The following is an 18,445-nucleotide window of genomic DNA, read 5'->3' as shown; positions in this document are numbered from 1 at the left end:
GAATAGTGAATAGTGAATAGTGAATAGTGAATAGTGAATAGTGAATAGTGAATAGTGAATAGTGAATAGTGAATAGTGAATAGTTGCTTTGCAAGGTACACTAACTACTGACAACTCACTACTCACCATTGCCCATTCACCAAATCAATCCCGATAATTCAAAGCTGGTTTCCTGTCTCCCAATAAAGCTTTGTATTGATACTCTCCCTTTACTGCTTTGAACTCTGCTTTTGTTTTTTGCAGTAGTTCTGCATCTGTAAAGAGGTCAATAGCCGTTAACGCCATGGTTTTGGCGGCTACCATCATGCCTTTGGTGCCTATTTCTGTTCCGCCACAGGCAACGGCCTGCCAGCTATGTGCGGGTGTGCCGGGGATCCAGGTGGCGGCACTCATTTCTACTGTGGGCACCAGGTAACTTACATCACCCACATCAGATGACCCGCCACCGGCATCGGGTTTGGTTTTAAAGGGTTTGATGGTGGCGGCTGTTTCAATGGGTTGTGTTTTGTAAGTAAAACTTGCCTGTATTTTTTTACCGAATTCCACCTCCTCTTTTGTATAGGTTACACCACCCACCATATCCAGATTTTTTTGCGCGGCCATAGCAAGGGTAACATTCATCAGCATATCATGTGTTCCGCCAATGATCTCGTAATCCACCGTTGTTTCTGTACCGATGGCGGCACCATTGGCCGCTTTTACTACCCTGTCAAAAATACTTTTGGCAAGATCTCTTTTCGGGTGGCGAACATAATAATATACTTCAGAAAAATCAGGAACCACATTGGGGGCTTTGCCTCCATTGGTTATTACATAGTGTATCCTGGTTTCCTGCGGAATATGTTCGCGCATCATGTTTACCATATAGTTCATAGACTCAACAGCATCCAGTGCCGATCTTCCTCTTTCTGGAAATGCGGCAGCATGTGCAGATAATCCACGAAAACGGAATTTGGCGGAGATGTTGGAAAGATAACTGGTCATGGTAACCGCATTGCTATCGGCAGGATGCCAGGTAATAGCGGCATCCACATCATTGAACAGGCCAGCACGTACCATGTAAACTTTTCCACTGCCGCCTTCTTCTGCCGGACAACCATACACACGGATGGTGCCGCTGAACTTTTTCTCTTCGATCAGTTTTTTGATCTCAATACCGGCCGCAACCGATGCGGTACCGAATAAATGGTGGCCACAACCATGTCCGGCATCTCTTCCGGTTACTGCTTTCTTTTCAGGGTTGGCTTCCTGCGATAAACCGGGTAAAGCATCAAACTCTGCCAGGATCCCGATCACCGGGCTGCCACTTCCGTAAGTGGCTACAAATGCGGTAGGTATATCGGCTACACCGGATTGAACCGTGAAGCCGTTGTCTTTTAATGTTTGCTGGTGTAAGGCGGAACTTTTGACTTCTTTATAACCTAGTTCTGCATAATCCCAGATCTGCAGGGCATTCTTTTTATACAGTTCATACTTCGCATCAATGTCTTTGATTGCGCCGGTTTTGATAGTAGTATTTGTCTTTTGTGCCTGCAACAAACATGTGGCAGCAGCAAATACTGCCGTTAAAACAATCTTTCTCATAAATAAATGGTCGGTCAGTTAAACGAAAAGATCTCTATACAATTCAGCACCCGGAACCACGGAGTAATGACTGAGGTCGGTAATACCTTCAGCAGCCATTACCTCTTCATCAATAAATGTGTTGCCCGTACACTGGGCCGCAGGTTTGCGAAGGATATAATACACGGCATCGGCAATGATATCCGGTGTGCGGCTCATTTTGGCCAATGCTTCGCCACCTAATAAATTTCTTACGGCAGCCGTATCAATCGTGGTTCTGGGCCATAAAGCATTGGAAGCAATACCGGCACCTTTCAGTTCAGCGGCCCAGCCCAATGCCAGCATACTCATGCTGTATTTGGTGATGGTGTAGGCAATATGTCCGCCCAGCCATTTGGGATTGAGATTAATGGGAGGCGATAAAGTAATGATATGCGGATTATTGCCTTTGCGCAGGTGCGGGATGCAATACTTACCCATCAGAAAAGTGCCGCGCACATTAATGCTCTGCATCAGGTCAAAACGTTTGGTCTCGGTTTGTTCGGTGGGGGTGAGCTGGATGGCTGAGGCATTGTTGATGAGTACATCAATCCCGCCAAAACGGTCTACCGCCTGTTGAACGGCCGCCTGTACCTGCTCTTCGTGACGGATATCTACCTGCACAGCCAGTGCTTTTCCGCCTGCAGCTTCTACTTCCTGCGCAGCAGAAAAAATAGTGCCGCCCAAGCGGGGATCTTCTTCTACACTTTTGGCAGCAATTACAATATTGGCACCTTCCTTGGCCAAACGCAGGGCCATGGCTTTACCGATACCTCTGCTGGCGCCGGTAATAAATACGGTTCTGTTCTGAAATGACATACGCAAATAGTTAGGTACTCAATTTCAGCAAAACCAGCTTACCAACCTAAGAAATCTTTGATGACCTGCTCGGTTTCGGCACAGGCTTTTTCCAGATCCTCGTTCAGGATGGTTTTGGTAAAATGGTGGTTGAACGACATTTCATAACTGGCTTTGTTTACCCTTGTTTCCAGGCTTTCGGGTGTTTCGGTACCGCGGGCTTCCAGTCTGCGCCTGAGTTCGGCCACCGATGGAGGTTGTATGAAAATAGACAGGCAGTTGTCCGCAAACTGTTGTTGTACATGAATGGCGCCCTGCACATCAATATCGAGCATCGGCACTTTGCCTTCATTCCAGATCCGCTGCAGTTCACTTTTGAGGGTACCATAGTATTTGCCCTCGTATACCATTTCCCATTCAATGAATTCGTTGGCATCAATTCTGGACCTGAAATCATCTACGCTGAGAAAATGATATTCTATCCCGTCTTTTTCCGTGCCACGGGGGGCACGGGTAGTGGCAGAAATGGAAAACGACAAACGCGGGTATTTACCAATCAGGTAGCGGGTGATGGAGGTTTTACCCGATCCGGAGGGTGCCGTAAGAATGATCAGTTTCCCGTTTGTTGCTGACATGGTGGCGATTTGGGCAAAGAAACAATTTTATTGTGAATGGTGAATGGGCAATTGTCAATTCACCATTCACCATTGCCCATTGACTACTCACGCCTCACGAATGCCATTTTACTTTCTCTTCCAACGGGATCCTTCGCTGGCCTTCTTTCACAGGTGCATCTGTGTAGCCGAGGAAGAGCAGGCCCATCACGAGGTCCTCTTCGCCGAGGCGGAGGTATTGTTTCATAGAAATATCATGTGTCATACCGCCGGTACTCCATAATGCGGCAATGCCGAGCGAGGCGGCACCCAGCAGAATATTCTGCATGGCTGCACTAACGGCAGCGATCTCTTCCAGTACAGGAATGCTGTTCTGCACACTGCGTTTCATGTATACCACGATAATATGAGAGAGCTGATCGCCCTGCTGTTCTATTTTTTCAAATTTAGCGTTGGTAAATTTTTCCGGGTCAGTGGCTGCTTTGTACAAGGCCGCATGGTCTTTACAGAATTTGCGCACAGCTTCCTGTTCATATACCACAAAACGCCAGGGTTCGGTACGGCCATGGGTAGGGGCCCAGTCGGCAAGATTCAACAACCGTTGAATGAGTGTGTTCTCTATTTTCTTCCCGTTCATATCAGAAGGCTTCACACTTCTTCTGTGCTGGATAATACTTTGTAAGGTATCGAATGTGTTCATACTGCAAAAGTAGAACCTTCTGCAGGGAATTAACAGTGAAAAATTTTGTGTAACATTCCGGTTCCTTACATAGGAATCTTCAGGAACACAGTAGTGCCTTTGCCGATGTTGCTCTGGATAGATAACTCTCCGCCGATTTCCTTGATAAAGTCCTTGATCAGAGTAATACCCATACCACTACCTTTTTCATCATTGGTACCGGTAGTGGTTACCACATTTTCTGTACTAACGATTTTGCTGATGATCTCCGGTGCCATTCCCACACCCGTATCGCTGATGGCTATCCGGTGATAGGTTTCTGCTACATCGTTGTACACGCTGATGCGTCCGTTATGGGTGAATTTATTGGCATTGGTAACCAGGTTTCTGATCATGAACCGTAACATATTCGGGTTGATGGTGATAGAAGCCGTTTTGTTTACCAGGTTGGTTAACTGGTTATTTTTTGCTTCTGCAGACAGCCGCACCTGTTCAAATTCCTGGTCAACGATCTCTTTCAGGTTTACTTCCTGTTTCACAGATTTTTCCTGCATTTCTATGGTGCCCCAATCAATCAGGTTATTCACCAGGTTAAAAGTGGTGCCTATCTGTTTGGCAAAAATGGAGATCAGCATTTTTCTTTCCTCTTCGGCTATCTCTTCTGATTCCAGCATTTGAAAGGCAGAAAGGATAGAACCGATAGGACCGCGAATATCATGTACAATCACAGAGTGCATTTTTTTCTGTAACCGGTTCTGCAATGCTATCTGCTGAGATGTTTTTTCCAGCTGTTTGCGTGCTACTTTCAGGTCTATAAGTTTGGCGAGGTGATTGCCCAACACCTCCAGCGTAAGTAACTGCTGGCTACTCAGCAGGTAAGGATTTTCATTACTGACACATAACATTCCCACCGCATATCCTTTGCGGCATAATAGCTGCACACCGGCATAAAATCTTTTCTGTAACGGTGATATTTCAATCGGATTGTCGAAAAAACGACTGCCTTTCAGTGCTTCCTGCACTTCTGCAAAATCATGGTCCAGTAAAATTTCCGTTCCGGTAAAAGAGTATTCGCCGGGGATTTCAATGGTTTCCATACCCGCTTTGGCCCTGAACCACTGCTGCGTTCTGTCTATGAGGGAGATCAGTGTAATGGGGGTATTACAGATCGTACTGGCTAACTGAACAATCTGACCAAACTCGTCCTGTATGGAAGTATCGGGCAGTTTTAGTTTTTGTATTTCTTCTGTCCGCACTGTGTTATCCGGTAATAAGATAGCCTGTTTCATAGTGCTGTTTTTACCTGGTGATGAATGGTATGTTACCTGTATCTAAACAGGTATCAGATATTGGACACTGTAAAGTTTCGACTATTATCCGGCCTGGGTAATAGCTCAAAAACGTATAAGTTTGTAGTCGGCTCACTACAGTTCATTCATGCTAGATGTAGACAATACCACTCGCCTCCACCGGCTATAGCAGGTGCTGCATCGAAGCGGCTGAGAACCAGTGGATCATATATAATAATACAGCAACATTATATAAAAGTGGATCATATAGAAGTTGGTAAATACTGGGATCGCAATGCGGCAGCCTGGACCCTGCTGGCACGTGCCGGTGCCGATGTATACAGGGATTACCTGAATACGCCTGCCTTTTTTGATATGTTACCAGATATCAATGGACTAGTAGGGATTGATATCGGCTGTGGCGAAGGCCATAATACCCGTTTGCTGGCCAAACAGGGTGCCCGTGTTACCGGTATTGATATTGCAGCTTTATTTATAGAGAAAGCACAGGAATGGGAACAGAACGAGCCGTTGCAGATCAATTACCAGGTAGCCAGTGCAGTGGCGCTACCTTTTATAGATCAAAGTTTTGATTTTGCTACTTCCTTCATGTGTTTTATGGATATTCCTGAAACAGAAACAGTATTGGCGGAAGCTTTTCGTGTGCTGAAACCCGGTGGTTTTCTGCAGTTCTCTATTTCACATCCCTGTTATACCACCCCGCATCGGAAGAACCTGCGCGATGCAAAAGGTGCTACCTATGCCGTAGAGATAGGTGGTTATTTTGCCGACACCAATGGATTTATTGATGAATGGATCTTTACAGCTGCACCGCCGGAATTATTGCAAGGACTCCCTGTTTTCCGGATCCCGCATTTTAACCGTACTGTAAGCCAGTGGGTGAATATGATTACCGCTACTGGTTTTGTAATAGAACAAATGGCAGAACCAAGGCCATCGGCTGCGCTGATCAAACAAATACCCAAACTACAGAACGCGGATGTGGTAGCTTATTTTTTACAGATCTGCTGCAGGAAACCCGCCTGAGTAAACAATCATTACGCAGGAATCCGCCTGATGGCGGCACCCAGATTACGCAAACGTTCATCAATGTACTGGTAACCTCGGTCTATCTGTTCAATGTTCTGTATCACACTTCTGCCGTCTGCACTTAAAGCAGCAATCAGCAAAGCCTGTCCGGCACGGATATCCGGGCTGCTCATGGTAATACCCCGTAAATTATTTTTTCTGCCCAGTCCGATTACCGTGGCGCGGTGCGGATCGCAGAGAATGATCTGTGCACCCATATCGATCAGTTTATCGGTAAAGAACAAACGGCTCTCAAACATTTTCTGGTGTACCAGTACACTGCCCCTTGCCTGTGTGGCCACAACCAGTACGATACTTAAGAGATCAGGTGTAAAGCCGGGCCAGGGATGATCGTAAATAGTGAGGATGCCCCCATCGAGGAAAGTCTGGATCTCATACACATCCTGTGCAGGAATATAAATATCATCTCCTTTGATATCGAATTGTATACCCAGTTGCCTGAATTTTTCCGGTATCACCCCCAGGTGTTCCACGCCCGCATCTTTGATGGTGATCTCGCTCTGTGTCATCGCCGCCAGGCCAATAAAACTGCCGATCTCGATCATATCCGGCAACATACGATGTGTGGTTCCGCCCAATGAAGTCACCCCTTCTATCACCAGCAGGTTACTTCCTACGCCACTGATCTTTGCGCCCATCCGGTTCAGCATTTTGCATAATTGCTGGATATAGGGTTCGCAGGCAGCATTGTAAATGGAAGTGGTGCCTTCTGCCAGCACAGCAGCCATCACAATATTGGCGGTGCCTGTTACCGAAGGTTCATCCAGTAACATGAAACAACCCCTGAGTTGGGGAGAGGATAATTTGAAACAACCCAGTGCCTCTTCATATTCATATTTCGCTCCCAGTTTTTCAAAACCGATGATATGGGTATCCAGTCTGCGGCGACCAATTTTATCGCCCCCCGGTTTAGGTATATACGCCCGCTTAAACCGCGCCAGCATGGGTCCCGCAAACATCACACTGCCACGCAGTTTGCCCCCTTTGCGCCTGAATTCATCCGATGCGAGGTAATCCGGATCAATCGAGTCGGCCTGGAAAGTGCAGCTATGCCGGTCGGTACGCGTTACTTTTACGCCAATATCTTCCAGCAGTTCTATCAGCAGGTTTACATCCAGAATATCGGGGATATTGGAAATGCTTACCGGCTCATCTGTGAGTAATACTGCCGATAAGATCTGCAAAGCTTCGTTCTTGGCTCCCTGCGGAATGATCTCTCCCTTTAATTTATTTCCACCGATTACTTCAAATGCATTCATGTTGGGTAGTTGGTTTACTGGTTTATTCGTTTATTGGTTCATTCGTTTACCGGGGATCATTTCAGCGAATAGAACCCATAAAAAAGCACCGGAATGTTCCGATGCCTAAAAATATCTTTTTACCGCTAAACCAGTAAACAAATAAACGGGTAAACTAGTAACGCTTCTTAAATTGTCCGCCTCTGCCTTCCTGCCGGCCACCGTTGTTACTCCTGTTCCCACCCTGGCCCTGCTGGTTGCCACCACCGCTGTTGCGGTTATTGCCCCCCTGGCTTCTGCCACCACCGCTGCGGTTGTTATCGCGCTGACCACCGCCGCCACTTCTGCCGCCGCTGCGTCCGCCAAAATTCTGCTGCCAGCGTCCGCCACCACTGCGCGGGTATTCATCGCGCTCAAAATTCTGGTTACGGTGTTTGATATAAGGGGTGTTACTGAATTCCAGTTGTCCGCCGGTGATACTATTCAGTTCGGTACGGATGGTATCATCATGCACCAGTTCTTTGTGCCAGTTGCTGTAAGCCAGCTTCATATAATAGGCAATGGCATGCGCAAATCCCGCTTTTTTCTCCGGATCTTCTTCTTTCAGGGCCTTGTCTATCACCACTTCCAGGTTTTTACCCAGGTGTGCATACTTGGGATGACGCTTGGGATAAGGCAGTGGATCGGGTTTCAGTTTATAAGTTTCTTTCTGGGGAATGGGGTAAGGACTGTCCACATCCAGTTTAAAATCGCTCATAAAAAACAGGTGATCCCATAGTTTATGCCTGAAGTCTTCTACATTCTTTAAATGCGGGTTTACAAAACCCATCAGTTCTATCACATACTGGGCCTGTTCCTGGCGCTTGGCACGGTCCTCAATGGTCAGCAGAAACTCCACCATTTTCTGTACATGGCGGCCGTATTCTTTCATTCCCAGGTGACTTCTCTCCGTATTGTATTCCATAAAATTGTTCATCTACGGTAACAAATGTAAGTAATAAGCGCAGATTAGCAGGATTTAGGGTATGATTGGTTGATTTAGGCTGGTATTCTAAGCTGATTTAACAATCCAATTGGGGGTGATCAGCCTTTTCTGGTGTTGGATTAGCGGATTGGCGGATGTCGGATTCGCGGATTTGAGCAATCTTCTGCTGATTCAACCGATTCTTCCACGGAATCTATTCATTCGTCATCCGAGGACTTTATATCCACCAATCGCTTTTTTACCGGCTTTTCGGCTTCTGGCATCACCTGTTGCGTCGCACACTTGTACGCCAGATCTCATCCCTGCCGGGCATTAGCGGATGGCGGATTCGCGGATTTGAGCAATTTTCTGCTGATGTAACCAATTCCCCCCAATCTATTCATTTGTAATTCGCGAATCCGTCATCCGTCATCCGCTAATCCTCTTCCCCAACAAATCATACCCATCATACCCCAATCATATCCAATCTGCGTTTATCTTCGCAACATGGAACAGTTAGTACAACAGATCGAAGCCTACCGGCAGGAGATCGCGGCGGTTGAGGCAAATAGTCCGGAAGCTGTAGAAGAATTCCGCATCAAATACCTGGGCACCAAAGGACTGGTGAAAACCATCATGGGCGAAATGCGTAATGTACCGAACGAGCGTAAAAAAGAGTTCGGACAGATTCTGAACGATTTTAAACTGTTTGTAGAAGGTAAATACGAAACCCTCAAAGAAAATAACGCACAAGGCTCAACGCAGAACGCAGAACGCATAGATTGGAGTTTGCCGGGTGATCCTGTTGCTGTTGGTACCCGTCATCCGTTGAATATTGTCAGAAATCAGATTGTGTCCATCTTCAAACGCCTCGGTTTTGCGGTAGCTGAAGGGCCAGAGATTGAAGACGACTGGCATAATTTCGGTGCTATGAACCTGCCCGAAGACCATCCGGCCCGGGATATGCAGGATACGTTCTACATTAATCAGAACCCATCCTGGTTATTACGTACTCATACCAGCAGTGTACAGGCAAGGGTTATGGAAACACAGAAACCGCCGATCAGGGTAATCTGTCCGGGGCGAGTGTACCGGAATGAGACCATCAGCGCCCGCGCACACTGTTTCTTTCACCAGGTAGAAGGATTGTATATAGATGAAAATGTAAGTTTTGCCGATCTGAAACAGACTTTGTACTTTTTTGTACAGGAAATGTTCGGAAATGATGTGAAAGTGCGTTTCCGCCCGAGTTATTTCCCTTTTACGGAACCCAGTGCCGAAATGGATATCAGCTGCCTGATCTGCAAAGGAGATGGCTGTAATATCTGTAAACACACCGGTTGGGTAGAGATCCTCGGAAGCGGTATGGTGCATCCGAATGTGCTGGAGAATTTCGGCATCGACTCTAACAAATACACAGGTTTTGCCTTTGGTATGGGCGTAGAAAGGATTACCCAGTTAAAATACCAGGTAAATGATCTCCGCCTCTATTCGCAGAACGATATACGTTTTCTGAAGCAGTTTACGGGTGTTGTCTGAGTAACTGCTGTTAAAACTTGTTTTTTCAAAGACCCGCTAACCGGGTCTTTTTTTGTTTAACAACCATTTGGTCAGTTCGTATCACAAAACAAACAACTATATAAAGCATCGGCTTTTGCATATAATAGTTCAACAGTTACAACAATTGGCGGCTTTATTAGCTTACCTTACCCAGCTAACCCCCTAACCGATTTGTATGTTTGCCATTCTTAGTTTTTTTCTGCTGCATTGGTTCCTGTCATTGTTTTTCCATTCTTTTTTCCTGCATCGGTTCTGTTCGCATAAAATGTACAGTACCAGCAAAAACTGGGAGCGGGTGTTTTATATGAGTACCTGGTTGGTACAGGGCTCTTCCTTTTTGGTGCCACGTGCTTATGGGGTGATGCACAGAATGCATCATACTTACAGCGATACCGAGAAAGATCCGCATTCGCCTCATTTTTTTAAAGATGTGTACCAGATGATGCGCAGCACCATCCTGATTTTTCGTGGGTTTTTAACCGGCAAGAACCTGCCCGATGCACAGTTTACCGCAGCATACCTGCCTGTATGGGACAGGTTGGATAAGTTTGGTCACCATGCACTTACCCGCATCAGTTTTATGCTGGCTTATACTGGCTTTTATATTCTGTTTGCACCCAACCTATGGTGGTTTCTGTTATTGCCTGTTCATTTTCTGATGGGACCGATACAGGGCGCCATTGTAAACTGGTGCGGACATAAATACGGCTACAGCAACTTCGACAATGGAGATCATTCCAAAAATACTTCTCCCTGGGGTATCCTGCTGATGGGCGAGTTATTCCAGAATAATCATCACTATGCAAAAGACGATGCCAATTTTGCCAAAAAATGGTTCGAGTTTGATCTGACGTATTTTATTATGCGGGGGTTAAACCGTGTGAGGATCATTACACTGATTCCGGTTCCTGTACCTGTTAGCCAGAAAGACTAACCTCTCAAATAACATAGAATACACGGAGATGGGGAGCTACGCAGAGTTCACTCTGTGTTGAAAAACCACTGTATTTTTACAGCCACTCATTTCTCGCCACCCATGATTCACGCTACCAAAGGAATTGTGTTACGTACGGTAAAATATGGTGATACCAGTATCATCACTACCGTGTACACGGAGTTGTTCGGGATACAGAGTTATATAGTAAAAGGAGTACGGCAAAGCAGTAAAACCTCATCGGGTAAAGCAGGGTTCTTCCAGCCATCGGCCATGCTGGAGATGGAAGTATATCATAATGAACAGAAGCAACTGCAATTCATCAAAGAATACCAGTGGAGTTACCTGTATGAGAAAGTACTGTTTGATGTGGTACGAAATACAGTGGCTATGTATGTGATAGAACTATTACAACACAGCCTGAAACAACCCGAAGCCAATCCGGAACTGTTTTACCTGATCGAGGACACATTGAAACAACTGGATAAGGGCAATGATACACTAACGGGTAACCTGCCCCTCTATTTCACCCTGCAGCTTGCCGGCGAACTGGGTTTTCAGTTACAGGGCACTTATAGCGAACAAACCCCGGTATTGGATCTGCAGGAAGGCATGTATATAACCGATACACCGGCGCATCCTTATTATCTGGAAGGCATCATGGCCAAAACAACGGCTGATTTATCCGGACTGCAGTTTTACAACGACCTCGAAAATATCGCACTCAACCGGAATATGCGGAGGGAGTTACTGCAATCCTATCAGCTGTTTCTCTCTTTACATATACAGGACTTTGGAGAACTGCGGAGTTTTGCGATTTTGCAGGAGATTTTATCGTGAGTAGTGAGTAGTGAATGGTCAATGGTGAATTGTCAATATATCGGCACTCCACTGCCTACTCACAACTCACCATTCACAAAACTACCCCTAAAGCACCCTTTCTATCTTGCTCGGTGTAGTCAGTTTCCCATTTTCTATTTGTGATAACAATACCAGGCCGGGTTGCTTGCCTTTTTCAAAACTTCCTAACCGGTCTTCCATCTGCAAAGCCTGTGCACCATTGAGTGTAGACCATTGCAGCAGTTCAGCTAAGGGGATATGCGGAAAATGTTGGGTGATGGTTTTCAGTTCATCCAGGACACTCAGGCTCCAGTTGCTGGCCAGACTGTCTGTACCCACCACTAAACGGCTCTGATGTTTACGGAAAAGATCAATAGGCGGAATGGCCTGTTCAATGTATTGATTGGCGTTGATACAGATACACCAACTCAGATCTGACGACTCACGGCTGGCGAACAACAGATCTTCTTCGCTGGTAAATGTATTGTGCACCAGGATCTTTTGGGCAGCGGATCTCATTTTCGGGAAATACGATTGCAGGCTGCTTTTGCCCGTGGGTGTAAAGAAAGCCGTATCCATTTTCATCAGCTCATACATCCGCATAAAATCACCTTTCTTTTTCTCAAACAAACTGTCTTCAAAAGCGGTTTCCTGGTTATGTATGGTTACTGTATTGCCGGCAAAATAAGGAGTAATCAATTCCCATAATTCGTTCGAAACAGAATACGGTGCGTGGGGGGAAAGAGAAGTTGGGAGTTTGGAGTTAGGAGTTTGGAGTTGTTTGAAAGAGTGATAGAATGACAATGACCGCTCAAATCTTGCTTGCGAAAGACCGGGTACCCAGCCGGTGAGTTCGATAAAATTGTAATAGGCCAACCTGGCTTTTTGTTTTTGCGGAAGAGTGAGTGTGTTATTGCAGATATCACCCACTGCTACGATGCCGTTGGTCAGCATTTCTTCTTCTGCTATTGCAATGGCTTCGAGAATTTCTGCTTCGGGGAAATGACGTTCGTTCACGATTTTGAAAACAAAATCCACCAGACCGGTTTTTTCGGGAATGCGTCCGCGGAGATGGCTCAATTCCAGGTGGCAGTGACAGTTGACGAACCCGGGTGAGAGTATGCCATTCAGTTGCTGAATGTTTTCACCAGCCTCTTTTTCATCGAGGATGGTTTCTATTGTTCCTTTTTCATCTGTGATCAATACTTTTTCCGGACCGAGTAATTCGGTGCCGGTGAAGAGTTGGGTGGCCTGGAATTTCTGGTAGGGCAAAATTTACTGGAGTTTGTATTCTTTGATCAAAACTTCGGCAGGTATGCGAAGTATTTTACTGAATTTCCGGATCATGGTGAGTGATAGGGCCTGTTTGTAGTTTAATACTTTACTTACGGTGCCCTTATCGCCATATTCTTTGGCAAGATCGGCAGCTTTGTATCCGAAATCTTCCATTCTTATCTTAATGAATTCGATCGGGTCTACTTCGCCAAGGGAAAAATGCTTCTTCTCATACTCATTAATTAACGTTACCAGTAACATTGCCTCCCGGAAATCCGTGGTTCCTTTTTTAGCAAACCTGATTTCTTCAAATCTGGTCATTGCCTTTCTATATTCGTTTTCCGTTTCCAGGTGATACCAAACATTCATAGCGTAAATTTATATAGTTGAAGGATCTATCTTATCATATTCGCTGTGTGTGCCTATAAACCTGATTTTAACAGCAGATTTATCATACAATACTTCAGCAATCAGACGGTATTTATTATGCTGAATTTCAAAACGTGCCCTGTTGTTTTTGATCATTTTTGCATCAGGGAAAGAGGCAAGCACATCCATTTTATTTTTCCATGTGGATTCTTCTGTAATTTTTTTCCATGTTGCCAAACTTTTCCACGTGGAGGCATGATCCCTTGAAAACCGAAATAAAAGTTCAGTATTGAGAACAATCATATGGGTAGAAATGATTTCTCAAAATACTTCCAAAAGCTACTTATTCATTCTACATGCAGAAAATACGCCGTAAAACTACTCAAAAGTTGGCAATTTGCCAACTTTTTAACCTGGTCTGTCTGTTAAGCCTGCTGATTAAAAGCAGCTGAAACGGCTTACTACAGCTGAATTGTGCGACGCAACTGCAGTTACATAGCAGCAAAATCGCTGGTTTCATGCTGATAATTCAAAAATGATTCAAAATAATTATTGAAAATCAATAAGTTGCAAAGGTACGATCTAAAATACTTTCTCAAATTCTTGGAAAATTGAGTGGGTGAGGCCTACCTTCGCCGTCCATTTAAAGTCAGCGGGATAGCGCTGCTTCATTAAAACAAGAAATATTATGAGTAAACTTCATTTCACCACCAAGCATGCAAACGCGGCTACCGTACAGCACAACTGGTATGTGGTTGACGGTACTAATCAAACCGTAGGACGTATTGCATCAAAAATCGCTTCTGTTCTTCGTGGTAAGAACAAAGCCTATTACACCCCGCACGTAGATTGCGGCGATTATGTGATCCTGATCAACGCCGATAAGGTTGTTTTTACAGGTAACAAAGCTGAGCAGAAAATATACCTCAACTATTCCGGTTACCCAGGTGGTAAAAAAGAAGAAGTTGCTGAAGATCTGCTGAAGCGCCGTCCGGAAGTGATCATGGAAAGAGCTGTAAAAGGCATGCTCCCCAAAAACCGCTTAGGCCGTAAAATGATCAAGAAATTCTTCGTGTATGCCGGTGGAACACACCAGCACAGCGCACAGCAGCCGAAAGAATTGAAATTCTAATCAACTTAATCTAACAACTAATTCCAACATAAATGGAAAAACAAAAAAATGCAGTTGGTCGCCGTAAAGAAGCCGTTACCCGCGTCTTCATCAGCAAGGGCGATGGTAAGATCACTGTAAACGACAAAGATTACAAAGCTTATTTTCCACTGGTTTATTTACAGAACCAGGTTGAAGCGCCACTGAAAACAGCTGAAATGCTGGGTAAAGTGGATATCGTTATCAATGCACAAGGCGGTGGTTTAAAAGGCCAGGCCGAAGCAGCCAAACTGGGTATTGCCCGTGCACTGCTCGAAGTGAACGCTGAATTCCGTCCTGCCCTGAAAGCAGCCGGTCAGCTGAAACGTGACCCACGTGGTGTTGAGCGTAAGAAATTCGGTCATAAGAAAGCACGTAGAAGCTTCCAGTTCAGCAAACGTTAATATTCGGTTTATAGTTTGGGGTTTGGAGTTTGGAGTTTTTCCAGAACCCCAAACTCCAAACCCCAAACCTCAAACCATTTCAAATCATTACAATAATTCATACAAATGGAAAATAACACTTCATTACAACAACAACTGCTGGAGGCCGGTGTACACTTTGGTCACCTGAAAAAGAAGTGGAATCCAAAGATGTTGCCTTACATCTTTGCTGAGAAAAAAGGTATCCACATCATCGACCTGAACAAAACCGTTGATCACCTGCAGGAATCTGCAGCTGCTATCAAGCAGATCGCCAAAAGCGGTAAGAAGATCATGTTCGTGGCTACTAAAAAGCAGGCAAAAGAGATCGTTAGCGAGTGCGCTAAGCGTGTAAATATGCCTTATGCTACTGAGCGTTGGTTAGGTGGTATGTTAACCAACTTCAACACTGTTCGTAAGAGCGTGAAAAAAATGCAGAGCATTGAAAAAATGCTGGCTGATGGCAGTGCAGAAAGCCTGACCAAAAAAGAGCGTCTTACTTTGAGCCGCGATAAAGATAAAATGGAGAAAGTATTGGGCGGTATCGCTCAGCTGGGTCGCCTGCCGGCCGCTTTGTTCCTGGTTGATATCGGTCACGAGCATATTGCTTTATCTGAAGCCAAGCGTCTGGGCATCACTACTTTTGGTATGGTTGATACCAACTGCGATCCTAACAAAGTTGATTTCGCGATTCCGGCAAATGATGATGCTACCAAATCGATCGCTATCATCACCAACTATATCATTGCTGCCATCGCTGAAGGTTTGGCTGAGCGCCAGGCTTCTAAAGACGAAGATGAGTCTGATGATGGTAACAACGAAAACGAAGCAAGAGCCCGCCGCCTGGAAGCAGAAGCACAAGCTGAAGCCGCCCGTGGTGGTCGCTCACGCGGTGCCGCTCCTGCCGGTGGTCCGGGTGGTGCTCCTAAGCGTCGTGTACCAGGTAACCGTCGCCCAGCGGGTGGTGGTAGTGGCCCACGCTAGTATCCCGTTTTACACAGATCTTGATAGAATAAATTAGCAATTAGCAATTAAAAATTAACAATGAAACAGTTGTTGGTTCTTAATGGCTAATTGTTAATTGCTAATTGTTAATTTTTAATTTCCTAAGTAATGTCTACAGTAACAATAACCGCACAGGATATTAATAAACTGCGCCAGGCTACCGGTGCAGGTATGATGGATTGCAGAAAAGCGTTAACGGAAACCAATGGCGATTTTGAAGCTGCTATTGACTGGTTACGCAAGCAGGGACAGAAAGTAGCCGCCAAGCGCAGCGACCGTGAAGCGAAAGAAGGGGTGATTATCGCCAAAACTTCTGCTGATAACAAAGTAGGTTTTGTGGTATGTATCAGTTGTGAAACAGATTTCGTTTCTAAAAATGCTGAGTTTGTGGCTTTTGCACAGAGCATTGCTGATGCTGCTGTTGCCAATAATGTGAAGAGCACAGAAGAACTGAACGAAGTGATGATCAACGGAGCGAAAGTGTCTGATATGATCAATGATAAACTGGCTTCTATCGGTGAGAAAATCGGTATTGCCAAGTTTGAGCGAATTGAAGCACCTTATGTAGCTTCTTATATCCACGGTTCTAACCGCATGGGTGTGCTGGTAGGTATGTCTGCCGAAGCTGCTGAAGCCGGTAAAGACGTAGCTATGCAGATCGCCGCTATGAATCCGCTGGCGGTAGATGCCAACAGCATTCCTGCTGAAACCATTGAAAGAGAAAGAGCGATTGTGGTGGATACCATGAAAGCCGACCCTAAAATGGCCGGTAAACCTGATGAAATGATTGCCAAGATCGCTGAAGGCAAACTGAACGCTTTCTTCAAAGAGAACACTTTGCTGGCACAGGCTTTTGTGAAAGATGGTGCGATCACGGTAGAAGCTTACCTGAAATCTGCAGGTGATGTGAAAGTGACTGAATTTAAACGTGTGGCATTGGGATAATCCATTTCCGGATGAATGAATAGAAAAGGGGGTGCATTGCATCCCCTTTTTGTTTCCGGTAGTCACCGGTATATCCCGCCCATCACCGGCTTTCACCCGGATATCTAATCCATTATTGTTATACGAATAAATTCGTTTATTTAGTAGTTAAATCAACGACTATGCGATTACTGACAGCTTTAATGGTCATCTTACTGGCAAACCGGTTACCAGCACAGGTAAGTCTGACACTGCGTACTGATACTTCCATTCATAGTCCTTTGAATGGCCGCCTGTATATTTACACACAGTCAGATACTTCGAAAAAGGTACCTAATCAACCTGACCCCTCGCAGCCCATGTTCGCGTTTAACCTGAGCGGCTGGCAGGGAGAAAGGGTAGTGGAACTGAACAGCCAAGCAGATCACATGCCAGTAAATTTTTCTGCTTTACAACCTGGTTATTATAAAGTAGCCGGTATCATTGATACGGATCCGGCTGAACGGGGCAGCTTTAATCCGGGTAATGTATATGCCCGAAAAGAAGCGATACTATATGTAAATGAAAAAGGAGAAGGTACAGCCGAGATCCTGTTTGGCTCTGTTGTTCAACCGAGAAAATTCAGGGAGAACGACTCGTTGAAACAGGTAATCATAGCCAGTAAACTTTTATCTGATTTCAGAAAGAGACCAGTGTTTCTACAGTCAGCTGTCCTCTTGCCGTCTTCCTACCGTAATGACGCTTCCCGCAGGTATCCATTGGTACTGGTGATACCGGGCTGGGGTGGTACCCATTATGACTTACAGGGTAGTGGACCCGTGAAACGGTATGGAATGAAAGAGGGTAAAGAAAAGATATTTGTGTACCTCAATCCCGAAAACCAATCGCCTTTTGGTTTGCATGCATTTGTTGATTCGCGGGTTAATGGTCCCTGGGGTAAAGCATTGGTGGAAGAACTGATTCCTTACCTGCAGGAGCAATACCGTATCAATCCAGATCCATCCCAACATTTTGTGATGGGGCAGAGCACCGGCGGTTATGGCTCTCTTTGGTTACAGGCTCATTATCCGGATGCATTTGGCGGCTGCTGGTCAGTTTCGCCAGACCCGGTAGATTTCAGTGCTTTCACGGGAGTGGATCTTTATGAAAAAGGGGCCAATTTTTTTACAGACAAAACAGGCAGCCTCCGTCCTTTTTACCTGGTTAACGGAAAGCCTTTATCCTCTCTCAAAGAATTCGCAGACCTGGAAACTTTTACGGGTGATGGTGAACAACTACAGGCATTTGAAGCCGAGTTTGGTGTGCCGGATGCTTCGGGCAGACCGCGGATGTTGTTTAACCGCCGCACAGGAGCCATCGATCCTGCCGTGGTAAAAAGCTGGACGCCTTATGATATGGGTTCCTTTATCCAGCAAAACTGGCCAAAACTGGGAAAAAAGTTATCCGGCAAAATACATGTGTTTGCGGGTGGTGCGGATAATTTTTTCCTGAACAAAGCGGTAGAAGCTTTTGCCGCCAAAGCAAAAACGGCAAAGGCAGCACTGGTGGCAGAGATCATCCCGGGAGCTGACCACTGGAGTATCTGGTCTCCTGAATTTACCCGGCGGGTACAAAAAGAGATCGACGAAAGGATCAAATGATCCCTTTTCATCTATTTGAAAAGAGGACCCCG

General features: G+C 45.5%; 19 protein-coding genes. 9 read left to right on the top strand and 10 right to left on the bottom strand.

The annotated features are described in order from the left end of the window. Positions 1–144: 144 nt before the first annotated feature. The 5 genes from AC1RNB_RS06630 to AC1RNB_RS06610 form a co-directional block, all read right to left on the bottom strand. The gene (locus tag AC1RNB_RS06630) at positions 145–1,584 is read right to left on the bottom strand and encodes a M20 family metallopeptidase (protein WP_493081782.1); all 1,440 of its coding nucleotides are present in this window, start codon (positions 1,582–1,584) and stop codon (positions 145–147) included. An 18-nt stretch (positions 1,585–1,602) separates the two neighbouring features. After that, complete coding sequence (locus tag AC1RNB_RS06625) at positions 1,603–2,421, bottom strand: SDR family oxidoreductase (RefSeq protein WP_493081780.1); 819 nt, start codon at positions 2,419–2,421, stop codon at positions 1,603–1,605. 38 nt (positions 2,422–2,459) lie between these two features. Continuing rightward, entirely contained in the window at positions 2,460–3,035 is a 576-nt protein-coding gene (gene gmk, locus AC1RNB_RS06620; RefSeq protein ID WP_493081779.1) for a guanylate kinase, read from the bottom strand. A 94-nt stretch (positions 3,036–3,129) separates the two neighbouring features. Continuing rightward, a complete protein-coding gene (locus AC1RNB_RS06615) occupies positions 3,130–3,714 on the bottom strand; it encodes a nitroreductase family protein (RefSeq protein ID WP_493081777.1) in 585 nt (194 codons plus the stop codon). A 65-nt stretch (positions 3,715–3,779) separates the two neighbouring features. Further along, entirely contained in the window at positions 3,780–4,982 is a 1,203-nt protein-coding gene (locus AC1RNB_RS06610) for a sensor histidine kinase (protein WP_493081775.1), read from the bottom strand. Positions 4,983–5,240: 258 nt separating this feature from the next. Here AC1RNB_RS06610 and AC1RNB_RS06605 point away from each other — a divergent pair, with 258 nt between their 5' ends. Then, positions 5,241–6,029, top strand: coding sequence for a class I SAM-dependent methyltransferase (locus tag AC1RNB_RS06605; protein ID WP_493081773.1), 789 nt, complete (start codon positions 5,241–5,243; stop codon positions 6,027–6,029). 11 nt (positions 6,030–6,040) lie between these two features. Here the strand turns inward: AC1RNB_RS06605 and murA are convergent, their stop codons facing one another. Continuing rightward, positions 6,041–7,351, bottom strand: coding sequence for a UDP-N-acetylglucosamine 1-carboxyvinyltransferase (murA, locus tag AC1RNB_RS06600; protein WP_493081772.1), 1,311 nt, complete (start codon positions 7,349–7,351; stop codon positions 6,041–6,043). 154 nt (positions 7,352–7,505) lie between these two features. Continuing rightward, positions 7,506–8,294, bottom strand: coding sequence for a DUF4290 domain-containing protein (locus AC1RNB_RS06595; RefSeq protein WP_493081770.1), 789 nt, complete (start codon positions 8,292–8,294; stop codon positions 7,506–7,508). 507 nt (positions 8,295–8,801) lie between these two features. Here AC1RNB_RS06595 and pheS point away from each other — a divergent pair. The 3 genes from pheS (at position 8,802) to recO (ending at position 11,628) form a co-directional block, all read left to right on the top strand. Beyond that, on the top strand, positions 8,802–9,833 hold the full coding sequence (gene pheS, locus AC1RNB_RS06590) for a phenylalanine--tRNA ligase subunit alpha (protein ID WP_493081768.1): 1,032 nt from the start codon (positions 8,802–8,804) through the stop codon (positions 9,831–9,833). 196 nt (positions 9,834–10,029) lie between these two features. Then, positions 10,030–10,788 carry a fatty acid desaturase gene (locus AC1RNB_RS06585; RefSeq protein ID WP_493081767.1) on the top strand — a complete coding sequence of 253 codons (759 nt, stop codon included), beginning with the start codon at positions 10,030–10,032 and terminating at the stop codon, positions 10,786–10,788. A 102-nt stretch (positions 10,789–10,890) separates the two neighbouring features. Next, positions 10,891–11,628: a DNA repair protein RecO gene (gene recO / locus AC1RNB_RS06580; RefSeq protein WP_493081765.1), complete on the top strand. Its 738-nt coding sequence runs from the start codon at positions 10,891–10,893 to the stop codon at positions 11,626–11,628. 87 nt (positions 11,629–11,715) lie between these two features. Here the strand turns inward: recO and AC1RNB_RS06575 are convergent, their stop codons facing one another. From AC1RNB_RS06575 to AC1RNB_RS06565, 3 genes are read right to left on the bottom strand one after another with little or no spacing between them, the layout of a single operon-like run. Continuing rightward, positions 11,716–12,900, bottom strand: coding sequence for an amidohydrolase family protein (locus AC1RNB_RS06575; protein ID WP_493081763.1), 1,185 nt, complete (start codon positions 12,898–12,900; stop codon positions 11,716–11,718). Positions 12,901–12,903: 3 nt separating this feature from the next. Next, a complete protein-coding gene (locus AC1RNB_RS06570) occupies positions 12,904–13,272 on the bottom strand; it encodes a helix-turn-helix domain-containing protein (RefSeq protein WP_493081761.1) in 369 nt (122 codons plus the stop codon). A 9-nt stretch (positions 13,273–13,281) separates the two neighbouring features. Further along, entirely contained in the window at positions 13,282–13,509 is a 228-nt protein-coding gene (locus AC1RNB_RS06565; protein ID WP_493081760.1) for a type II toxin-antitoxin system HigB family toxin, read from the bottom strand. A 451-nt stretch (positions 13,510–13,960) separates the two neighbouring features. Here AC1RNB_RS06565 and rplM point away from each other — a divergent pair, with 451 nt between their 5' ends. The 5 genes from rplM (at position 13,961) to AC1RNB_RS06540 (ending at position 18,413) form a co-directional block, all read left to right on the top strand. After that, positions 13,961–14,404 carry a 50S ribosomal protein L13 gene (gene rplM, locus AC1RNB_RS06560; protein WP_493081759.1) on the top strand — a complete coding sequence of 148 codons (444 nt, stop codon included), beginning with the start codon at positions 13,961–13,963 and terminating at the stop codon, positions 14,402–14,404. A 32-nt stretch (positions 14,405–14,436) separates the two neighbouring features. Then, the gene (rpsI, locus tag AC1RNB_RS06555; RefSeq protein WP_493081758.1) at positions 14,437–14,826 is read left to right on the top strand and encodes a 30S ribosomal protein S9; all 390 of its coding nucleotides are present in this window, start codon (positions 14,437–14,439) and stop codon (positions 14,824–14,826) included. 105 nt (positions 14,827–14,931) lie between these two features. Continuing rightward, on the top strand, positions 14,932–15,828 hold the full coding sequence (gene rpsB, locus AC1RNB_RS06550) for a 30S ribosomal protein S2 (protein WP_493081757.1): 897 nt from the start codon (positions 14,932–14,934) through the stop codon (positions 15,826–15,828). Between the two features lie 129 nt (positions 15,829–15,957). Continuing rightward, the gene (tsf, locus tag AC1RNB_RS06545; protein WP_493081756.1) at positions 15,958–16,794 is read left to right on the top strand and encodes a translation elongation factor Ts; all 837 of its coding nucleotides are present in this window, start codon (positions 15,958–15,960) and stop codon (positions 16,792–16,794) included. 161 nt (positions 16,795–16,955) lie between these two features. Continuing rightward, positions 16,956–18,413 carry an alpha/beta hydrolase gene (locus AC1RNB_RS06540; protein WP_493081755.1) on the top strand — a complete coding sequence of 486 codons (1,458 nt, stop codon included), beginning with the start codon at positions 16,956–16,958 and terminating at the stop codon, positions 18,411–18,413. The last annotated feature ends 32 nt before the right edge of the window (positions 18,414–18,445 follow it).

It is taken from the genome of Sediminibacterium sp. GW821-FHT12F12 (genome assembly GCF_058806635.1).
Note: the sequence above shows the minus strand (reverse complement) of the source record. Positions and strands in the feature narration are given on the sequence as shown.